This is a genomic window from Pseudomonas sp. DW-iso17 (assembly GCF_058725345.1).
The window spans coordinates 49,954-58,290 of the sequence record NZ_JBZXEA010000016.1; the positions used below are offsets into that span (position 1 = coordinate 49,954).

General features: G+C 60.8%; 9 protein-coding genes. 4 read left to right on the top strand and 5 right to left on the bottom strand.

All coding sequences use genetic code 11. The features are described 5' to 3' along the window. Window positions 1-91: 91 nt before the first annotated feature. The 3 genes from AC4PS6_RS13610 to AC4PS6_RS13620 all read right to left on the bottom strand — a co-directional run bounded on the left by AC4PS6_RS13610 (window position 92) and on the right by AC4PS6_RS13620 (window position 2,050). Complete coding sequence (locus AC4PS6_RS13610) at window positions 92-1,042, bottom strand: FecR family protein (RefSeq protein ID WP_019818704.1); 951 nt, start codon at window positions 1,040-1,042, stop codon at window positions 92-94. Between the two features lie 26 nt (window positions 1,043-1,068). Beyond that, window positions 1,069-1,569, bottom strand: coding sequence for a sigma-70 family RNA polymerase sigma factor (locus AC4PS6_RS13615; protein ID WP_275968553.1), 501 nt, complete (start codon window positions 1,567-1,569; stop codon window positions 1,069-1,071). A gap of 79 nt (window positions 1,570-1,648) precedes the next feature. After that, window positions 1,649-2,050 carry a cytochrome c gene (locus AC4PS6_RS13620; protein ID WP_058410397.1) on the bottom strand — a complete coding sequence of 134 codons (402 nt, stop codon included), beginning with the start codon at window positions 2,048-2,050 and terminating at the stop codon, window positions 1,649-1,651. A gap of 147 nt (window positions 2,051-2,197) precedes the next feature. On the opposite strand from AC4PS6_RS13620, the gene AC4PS6_RS13625 reads away from it, so the two are divergent. From AC4PS6_RS13625 to AC4PS6_RS13635, 3 genes are read left to right on the top strand one after another with little or no spacing between them, the layout of a single operon-like run. Beyond that, on the top strand, window positions 2,198-2,998 hold the full coding sequence (locus AC4PS6_RS13625; RefSeq protein WP_020301883.1) for a glucose 1-dehydrogenase: 801 nt from the start codon (window positions 2,198-2,200) through the stop codon (window positions 2,996-2,998). Then, the gene (locus AC4PS6_RS13630; RefSeq protein WP_336827396.1) at window positions 2,991-4,817 is read left to right on the top strand and encodes a glycoside hydrolase family 15 protein; all 1,827 of its coding nucleotides are present in this window, start codon (window positions 2,991-2,993) and stop codon (window positions 4,815-4,817) included. Before AC4PS6_RS13625 ends, AC4PS6_RS13630 begins: the two co-directional genes overlap by 8 nt. After that, the gene (locus AC4PS6_RS13635; RefSeq protein ID WP_103451771.1) at window positions 4,805-5,716 is read left to right on the top strand and encodes an alpha/beta fold hydrolase; all 912 of its coding nucleotides are present in this window, start codon (window positions 4,805-4,807) and stop codon (window positions 5,714-5,716) included. The genes AC4PS6_RS13630 and AC4PS6_RS13635 overlap by 13 nt, the downstream gene beginning before the upstream one ends. On the opposite strand, the gene AC4PS6_RS13640 is transcribed toward AC4PS6_RS13635, so the two are convergent. After that, window positions 5,702-6,670, bottom strand: coding sequence for a GlxA family transcriptional regulator (locus AC4PS6_RS13640; protein ID WP_492180860.1), 969 nt, complete (start codon window positions 6,668-6,670; stop codon window positions 5,702-5,704). The two genes, AC4PS6_RS13635 and AC4PS6_RS13640, sit on opposite strands and share 15 nt — an antisense overlap. An 89-nt stretch (window positions 6,671-6,759) precedes the next feature. On the opposite strand from AC4PS6_RS13640, the gene inhA reads away from it, so the two are divergent. Continuing rightward, window positions 6,760-7,440 carry an isonitrile hydratase gene (gene inhA / locus AC4PS6_RS13645; RefSeq protein WP_019818712.1) on the top strand — a complete coding sequence of 227 codons (681 nt, stop codon included), beginning with the start codon at window positions 6,760-6,762 and terminating at the stop codon, window positions 7,438-7,440. 165 nt (window positions 7,441-7,605) lie between these two features. Here the strand turns inward: inhA and AC4PS6_RS13650 are convergent, their stop codons facing one another. After that, entirely contained in the window at window positions 7,606-7,860 is a 255-nt protein-coding gene (locus AC4PS6_RS13650) for a DUF6124 family protein (RefSeq protein ID WP_019818714.1), read from the bottom strand. Between the last annotated feature and the right edge of the window lie 477 nt (window positions 7,861-8,337).

An 8,337-nucleotide genomic window follows, 5' to 3' on the forward strand; every position in this document is an offset into this window, starting at 1 on the left:
CCTAGTCCTGTGATCGCAAGCATGCGCAGCCGTTAATGCAAACCAGTTGCAGTTGTACGAGAAGACGAAGAACTCGAAAAAAACCTGAACGTCAGCGTGAAATAATTTCCTGGCTACCGTCCGGCAAAGTGCGCAAGGCGACCGGCAGGATGTGGGGCAAGGCCTTGAGCAAAGCGTCGGTGTCGCTGGATTTGAAGACGCTGGTCAAGCGCAGGTTGCCCACCGCTGCCGTACTGACCCGCAGCGGTTGCTCGCGGTAGCGCGACACTTCCCGCGCCACGTCTACCAGGGTGGCGTTGTTGAACACTAGTTTACCGCTGCGCCACGCGGTCAGTTCTTCAGGGTTCACCGCGTAGGCCGCCGCCACTTGGCCTTGGGGATCGACATGGGTGCCACGCCCGGCGGTGAGCGTGACGATGTGATCGGATGCCCGGCCCTGCACCTTGACCGTGCCGGCTTCGACCGCCACGCGGGTCTGGTCCGCCTCCCGACGTACATCAAAGCGCGTGCCGGTGACGGTCACCTGCCCTGCCCCGGCTGCGACCACAAACGGGCGTTCGGCGTCATGTTGCACGCTGAACATCGCCTCGCCCTGCTTGAGCTCTACGCCCCGACGGCTCTTTTCGTAGCGAACCGCGACCACGCTGCGGCTGTTGAGGTCCATCACGGAACCGTCAGGCAAGGTCACCTGACGATGCTCGCCTAACCGAGTGCTGAATTCGGCATTGTAGGGCTTTGGCTGCCCCAGACCGCTGTACGCACCCAGGCCCACTGCAACGGCGACCACACTGGCGGCCACGGCATAACGCAGAAGCGCACGCCGTCCAAGGCGCTCGGTTGGCGCATCGCCCAGCGCCTGCAAGCGGGCCTTGGGCAGCAAATCCGTCGCACTCCATAGCCCTTGCAGCACATCGATTTCGTACTGATGCGCGGGCTGCGACCTGCGCCAGGCATCGAAACGTTGACGTTCCTGGGCGCTCAATGGGCCGTCTTGCAGGCGTACAAACCACTGCGCGGCCTCATCACGGACACGGTTATCCATCGTGGAAGATCCTGTTTCAAAGCCGGTCATGGCGCGCTCGCATCCAGACGATCACGCAGATGCCGCAAGGTGCGGATCATATACTTTTCCACCATGTTTTTAGACAGCCCCAGGCGTGTGGCGATTTCCTGCTGGGTGAGCCCTTCGATCTTCTGCCAGATAAAAATCCTGCGACAGTTGAGCGGCAATTCGGCCAGCGCCCGCTCGATGGCGTCGGCCAATTGGATCGCGTGCATGTAATGTTCCGGGTCGCTACTGTGCGGCGTACTGTGATCAACCACCTGCAGCGTCAACGTCTCGCGACGGTCTTCGCGGCGGTAGGCGTCCACCGCAATATTGCGCGCGGTTTGATGCAGGTAGGCGCGCGGTTGCGCCACCTCGCAGGCAGCGGACTCAAGCACACGCACGAAGGTGTCGTGCGCCAGGTCTTCGGCTTGCTGACGGTTTCTCAGGCGGCGTGTCCAGGTGCCGATCAACTCTTCGTAGTGCTCGAAAAAGCCTGTTCTGCGGGGCGGCTGAGAAGTCATCGCGAGAGCACTGGGGAGGCGGGGTGTGAATAGTAATGCTTCCTATTAAGTGGGGCAATTGCTGCTCATCGCCCACCCACTATTTGTTTGAAATGACCTCACTCATGTATTGATGCAAATCACGAAAGTCTTTAACGCTCCAGGCATGTGGCGCGATCTTTACGCCATTGTCTTGCAGCGTCTTGGGGATCAGGTTGCCATTGGGGCGAAGGATGACCGAGGAGACGATAACGCCAGGATATTCATGGAGTCGTTTCTTGAAGGCGGCGGTTGTCAGGTCGGGGGTTGGCGGATTACTTTTTTTAGCCAATGGCCCGGTGCCTTTGATATCGGGCCCATGGCACACAGCACAGCGCTGTAGATACAGCGTTTTACCATTGCTGTTATCGGCAAGGCACAGGGCTGTTTGAGTCAGTGATAAAACGGCCAAGACGCCGCTGACTAACAGTTTGATCAATCTGGTATCGGCCCACGCCTGCATTCCATCGCTTCCTGTATTGCCCTTTGTTTTCAGCATCATACGATAAAGTCGCGCTTTTACCCGCGCTGGGCGTAAACGCGAGGGGGTGAACTTCCGCTCCCCGCCGCCAGTCAGCAAGAAGGACTCTCATAAAACGGTGGGTGGGCGATGCAGATTTCCTTGCAGCAACAAGTGGCCCTGGTCACCGGGGCCAGTTCCGGCATTGGCGCGGGCGCGGCCAAAGCCCTGGCCGCAGCGGGCGCCGCGGTGGTGCTTAACTACAACTCCCAGGCGGCACCGGCTGAGGCTCTCGCCGCGCAGATCAATGCCAACGGCGGCCGAGCGCTTGCGATTGGCGGCGATGTGTCCAAGGAGGCCGATGTCGAACGCCTGTTCGCCCAAACCCTCGACGCCTTCGGCCATCTGGATATTCTGGTGGCCAACTCCGGCCTGCAAAAAGATGCCAATCTGGTCGACATGACCCTTGAGGATTGGAACACGGTGATTGGCGTCAACCTCACCGGGCAGTTCCTGTGCGCGCGGGCGGCGGTGCGTATCTTCAATCGCCAGGGCGTTCGCGAAGGTGTGTCACGGGCCGCCGGCAAAATCATCCATATGAGTTCGGTGCATCAAATCATCCCCTGGGCCGGGCATGTGAATTACGCCGCGTCCAAGGGCGGCGTGGAGATGCTGATGCGCACCCTCGCCCAGGAAGTCAGCGAACAGCGCATCCGTATCAATGGCATTGCGCCAGGGGCGATTCGCACGGCGATCAACCGCGCGGCCACCGAAGGCGCGGCAGAACAAGAGCTGCTTAAATTGATTCCCTATGGTCGTGTCGGTGACGTCGAAGACGTGGCCAACGCCGTGGTGTGGCTGGCCAGCGATGCCTCTGATTATGTGGTTGGCAGCACCTTGTTCATCGATGGCGGTATGAGCCTCTACCCGGAGTTCCGTGGCAATGGTTGATTTCAAGAACGAACCTCAAAGTGCCATTGATGCCCACGGGATCATTGGCGACATGCGCAGCGCGGCACTGGTGAACGACCGCGGCAGCATCGACTTCTTCTGCTGGCCGGAATTTGACAGCCCGTCGGTGTTTTGCGCATTGCTCGACACGCCCGAGGCCGGCACATTTCAGCTTACCCCGGACCTGCCCAACGCCCGCCGCGAGCAGATCTACCTGCCCGACACCAACGTGCTGCAGACCCGCTGGCTGAGCGATGAAGCGGTGGTGGAGATCACCGACCTGCTGACCGTCAGCGAAAACGTCGATGAACTGCCTTTGCTGATCAGGCGGGTACGGGTGGTCAGTGGCAAGGCGACTATCCACTTAAGCTGCGCCGTGCGCCACGACTATGCCCGGGCCGCTACCGAGGCGAAGGCCGAGGCTGCCAGTGTCGTGTTCACCGCCAACGGCCAACCCGGCCTGCGCCTGACCGGCAGCCAGCCGCTGACCCTCCAAGACAACACCGCCATCGCCACCTTTACCCTCGCCCAGGATGAAGGCGCCGAATTTGTCCTCGGTGGCCAGGAGGATGCGCGCGTCACCAACGACTGTACTGACCTCTACCTGGAGCGCACCTTGAAGTTCTGGCGCGGTTGGATCAGCCAGTCCAACTACCGCGGGCGCTGGCGCGAGATGGTCAACCGCTCGGCACTGGCGCTGAAACTGCTGACCTCGCGCAAACACGGCGCCATCATCGCCGCGGCCACGTTCGGGCTGCCGGAAACGCCCGGCGGCGAACGCAACTGGGACTACCGCTATACCTGGATCCGCGATGCGTCGTTCACCGTCTATGCGTTCATGCGCCTGGGTTTCGTCGAGGAAGCCAACGCCTATATGCGCTGGCTCAGGTGTCGGGTCAGCGACTGCTGCGGCCAGCCGACCAAGATCAACATCCTGTACGGCATCGACGGTCGCCAGGAACTGCCGGAAACCACCCTCGACCACTTGAGCGGCCACGGCGGCGCCCAACCGGTACGGGTGGGCAATGAGGCGTTCGATCAGATCCAGCTGGATATCTATGGCGAACTGATGGACGCGGTCTATCTGGTGAACAAGTACGGCGAAGCCATCTCCCACCAAGGCTGGAAACACACGGTGGAAGTGGTCGACCAAGTGTGTGAGATCTGGAACCGCAAAGACGTAGGCATCTGGGAAATGCGCGGTGAGCAGCACCACTTCCTGCATTCACGCCTGATGTGCTGGGTGGCCCTGGACCGTGCCATTCGCCTGGCCTCCAAACGTTCGCTGCCGGCCCCGTTCGCACGCTGGGACCAGACGCGCCAGGCGATCTACGCCGACATCTGGAGCAACTTCTGGAACGAAGAACGCGGGCATTTCGTCCAGCATATCGGCAGTACGGCGCTGGACGGCTCGATGCTGTTGATGCCGCTGGTGCGCTTCGTTGCAGCCACCGACCCGCGCTGGCTGGCGACGCTGGAAGCGATCCAGAAAAGCCTGGTGCGCGACGGCATGGTCTACCGCTACCGCAATGACGACAGCCAGATCGATGGGCTGCAAGGCGTCGAAGGCGCGTTTGCCGCCTGCTCGTTCTGGTACGTCGAATGCCTCGCGCGCGCCGGGCAAGTCGAAAAAGCCCATTTGGAGTTCGAGCAGTTGCTGCGTTACGCCAACCCGCTGGGGTTGTACGCCGAAGAGTTCGACAGCCAGGCCCGGCACTTGGGTAACACGCCCCAGGCCTTGAGCCACTTGGCATTGATCAGTGCGGCAACGTTCCTGGACCGCAAACTCAGCGGGGAGAAAACCGTATGGCAACCGTGACGTCCCCTGCCCCGCTGCTGTATGTGCGCACAACTCTACTTGATGTGGCTTACGAAACCCACGGCCCCATCGATGGCGAACCGGTGATCCTGTTGCATGGCTTCCCTTACGACCCACGGGGCTACGACGACATCGCGCCGGTGCTGGCTGAACGTGGTTATCGGGTATTGGTCCCGTATTTACGCGGTTATGGCCCGACGCGATTTATCAACACGCAAGTGATGCGCTCCGGCCAACAGGCGGCGCTGGCCAAGGATTTGCTCGACTTCATGGATGCATTGTCGATCCCGCAAGCCACCCTCGCCGGCTTTGACTGGGGTGGGCGCGCCGCCTGTATTGTCGCGGCGCTATGGCCACAGCGGGTGCGCGGGCTGGTGACCGGCGATGGCTACAACATCCAGGCCATCAGCCAGTCGCTCAAACCCCGGCCGCCTGAGACAGAGCACCGGCTCTGGTATCAGTACTACTTTCACACCCAGCGCGGGGTCGACGGCTTGACGGCCAACCGGCGTGAACTCTGCCAATTGCTCTGGACGCTGTGGTCACCGTCCTGGGCCGAAGGGCCAAGCCGCTACGCCCTGACCGCGCCGTCGTTTGATAACCCGGATTTTGTCGAGGTGGTGATTCATTCCTATCGCCATCGCTTTATGTATGCGCCGGGTGATCCCGCGCTGGAATACATCGAGCAGGCGCTGGTGCCCCAACCGGCGATATCGGTACCGAGCATTTCGTTGTGTGGGGCCGACGATGGCGTGGGCCCGCCGTCGCTGGAGGATGATGACGTGGAGCACTTCAGCGGTTTTTATCGCCGCCAGGTGTTGCCCGGCGTGGGTCATAACGTTTTCCAGGAAGCGCCCCAGGTCACGCTTCAAGCTTTGCTGGAACTACTGGAGCGGTGAAAAACGCTCTCGATAAGCCTGGGGCGTCACTGACAAGGCCCGCAGAAAGCTGCGGCGCAAAGTCTCTTCACAGCCAAAACCGCATTGCATGGCGATACGTTTGATGGAGGTCGTGCTGTCTGCCAGTTGCCGGCGTGCGTTTTCGACGCGAATCAGTTCCACGGCCCGCGCCGGTGTTTGGCCAGTCTCGGTGCGGTAATGGCGTACAAAGCTGCGCTCGCTCATGTCAGCCTGGGCTGCCAGGGTGGCGATGCTCAAATCCAGCGTCAGGTTATCGGCGATCCAGGCATGCAGCTCGGCAAAACGGCTGTCGCTTTTTTGCAGAGATAACGTCACGCTGAATTGCGACTGACCGCCAGGGCGCTTGAGGAACACCACCAAGTGGCGCGCCACCTCCAGGGCAATCGCACGCCCCAGGTCATCCTCTACCAGGGCCAGGCACAGGTCGATCCCGGCGGTCACGCCAGCAGACGTCCACACCGCGCCCTGCTGGATGAAAATCGGATTGGCCTCCACCGTGAGTGCAGGGAACTTGCGCGCCAGTTCTTCACAGCGCGTCCAGTGCGTGGCCACGCGGCAACCATCAAGCAGACCACTGGCGGCCAGCAGAAAAGCCCCGGTGCAGACCGAGGCCATGCGCCGGGTGTGCAGGGATTTATCACGCACCCATTGCACCAGCGTCGGGTCCTCGGCAACACCGTACACACCCCAGCCACCGGCGATCACCAGCGTGTCGCAGGGCTGGTCAATGGCGGGCAGCGGCTCGGCCAGCAGCGCCAGGCCGGCCGACGTCATTACCGGCCCAGCCTGAGTAGCAATGACGTTGACCGCGTAGGGCAATGGCAAACCACGTTGGCGCGCGAGATCGTTAGCCGATGCGAACACTTGTAGAGGCCCGGTGACATCGAGCACCTGGGCATTCTCAAACGCGAGTACATGAATAATTTTTGGCATGATTGGCGAGATTAGTGGGCTCAATGGCGTATTCGCCAAAGCCTAGGCTTCTACAGTGAGGACGTCCATTCCTTTTCGGAGCTTGAACCATGACCTTGCAGATCGGTTTTCTATTGTTCCCCGGCATCCAGCAACTGGACCTTACCGGCCCCTATGATGTCCTCGGTTCGCTGCCAGACGTGAAACTGCACCTGGTGTGGAAAGACCTCGCGCCGATCACCTCCAGCACGGGCTTGGTGTTCACGCCGACCATCACTTATGCCGACTGCCCGAACCTGGATGTGCTCTGCGTACCCGGCGGCGCCGGTGTGGGCCCTTTGATGGAAGACCCGCAAACCCTGGATTTTCTCAAGGCCCAGGCACAGACAGTGCGCTACATGACCTCGGTGTGCACCGGTTCATTGGTATTGGGCGCGGCAGGGTTACTGCGCGGTCGCAAGGCCACCACCCATTGGGCCTACCACCACCTGCTCGCCCCGCTCGGTGCTATTCCCGTACAGGAACGTGTGGTGCGTGACGGCAACCTGTTTACCGGCGGCGGGATCACCGCCGGCATCGACTTTGCCCTGACTCTGGCCGCGGAGTTGTACAGCGAAGCGGCGGCGCAACTGGTACAACTGCAGATCGAATACGCGCCGGCCCCACCGTTTGACTCAGGCCGCCCGGAGACGGCGCCCCGGCATGTGCTGGAGGAAGCCAACAAGCGCACGGTGGAGTCACGCAGAGTGCGCGGGGAGATTGTTGCGCGGGCAGCTGCGCGGTTGGGGTGAATGTTTATTCGTGGCGAGGGAGCTTGCTCCCGCTGGGGCGCGAAGCGGCCCCGTTCTTGGTTCGAGAAGAATGGGACTGCTACGCAGTCCGGCGGGACGGTTCGACGCCTCGACAAGCTCCCTCGCCACAGTACAGCGCTGCTTCTTAACTGACGGGCATCGCCGTTACTGCGCTCGCGTCTCGCCGCCTCCCTCTACTACCCGATCAACCAGCAACTGAACGCCCTCCACCATTCGGCAAATCCCCAGCACTACACTGCGCTGCGAACCTTCAACCTCAAAGGCCAGGTGCGCCGCAATGGCATTGATGGAGTCCAGATCCTGAGAGGCATTGACCAGCAGGGTTTCGGTGTCGAGGTTGGGATGGAGGGTGAAGAGCAGGTTTGAATCTGAAGGAGGATTGGGGCTGTCTTTGATCATGATGTAGTTCCTGAGAGTAATGGACTACCACCGAGTTTTTCTCACGAACTGAAGGTGGCAGCTGTACGCGGAGTGAGAAAACCAAGACCCCAGGAGCTTGGCCACGCCGAAGCGTGCCCGCGCACAGCCGCCATAACAGCGAGCCGAAAAGCGCGTGCACTGTATACGGTGAGCGCTTTTGCGCCAATGGAGTAGTTCGGATTTCTCACGTCCGGTCGCTGAATTGGCAGCGACTGGGCAAGACTAGTGATGACCATTCTTAGCAGCAACCTTAAAGGGTTGTGGGAAAAAACCGGCTTCAGCGCCTGGACGCAAGGTGAGTCCTAGGCTGCTGTACGAAACTTCTTGCGATTCTTTCGGTGCTAAACGGCCTGTCCGGTTGTAGCCGACTGTAACCACGATGCGAAGCGAGCCGCTCTTGATCTTGATCTTGATCTGCTTTTGATCTTAGGCGCCCCGTTAAACCACGCTGGCCGG

Excerpts from the sequence above, each read along its gene's own strand:
- AC4PS6_RS13610 (WP_019818704.1), bottom strand. The coding sequence starts at position 1,042 with ATGGATAACCGTGTCCGTGATGAGGCCGCGCAGTGGTTTGTACGCCTG.
- AC4PS6_RS13615 (WP_275968553.1), bottom strand. The coding sequence starts at position 1,569 with ATGACTTCTCAGCCGCCCCGCAGAACAGGCTTTTTCGAGCACTACGAA.
- AC4PS6_RS13620 (WP_058410397.1), bottom strand. The coding sequence starts at position 2,050 with ATGCAGGCGTGGGCCGATACCAGATTGATCAAACTGTTAGTCAGCGGC.
- AC4PS6_RS13625 (WP_020301883.1), top strand. The coding sequence starts at position 2,198 with ATGCAGATTTCCTTGCAGCAACAAGTGGCCCTGGTCACCGGGGCCAGT.
- AC4PS6_RS13630 (WP_336827396.1), top strand. The coding sequence starts at position 2,991 with ATGGTTGATTTCAAGAACGAACCTCAAAGTGCCATTGATGCCCACGGG.
- AC4PS6_RS13635 (WP_103451771.1), top strand. The coding sequence starts at position 4,805 with ATGGCAACCGTGACGTCCCCTGCCCCGCTGCTGTATGTGCGCACAACT.
- AC4PS6_RS13640 (WP_492180860.1), bottom strand. The coding sequence starts at position 6,670 with ATGCCAAAAATTATTCATGTACTCGCGTTTGAGAATGCCCAGGTGCTC.
- inhA (WP_019818712.1), top strand. The coding sequence starts at position 6,760 with ATGACCTTGCAGATCGGTTTTCTATTGTTCCCCGGCATCCAGCAACTG.
- AC4PS6_RS13650 (WP_019818714.1), bottom strand. The coding sequence starts at position 7,860 with ATGATCAAAGACAGCCCCAATCCTCCTTCAGATTCAAACCTGCTCTTC.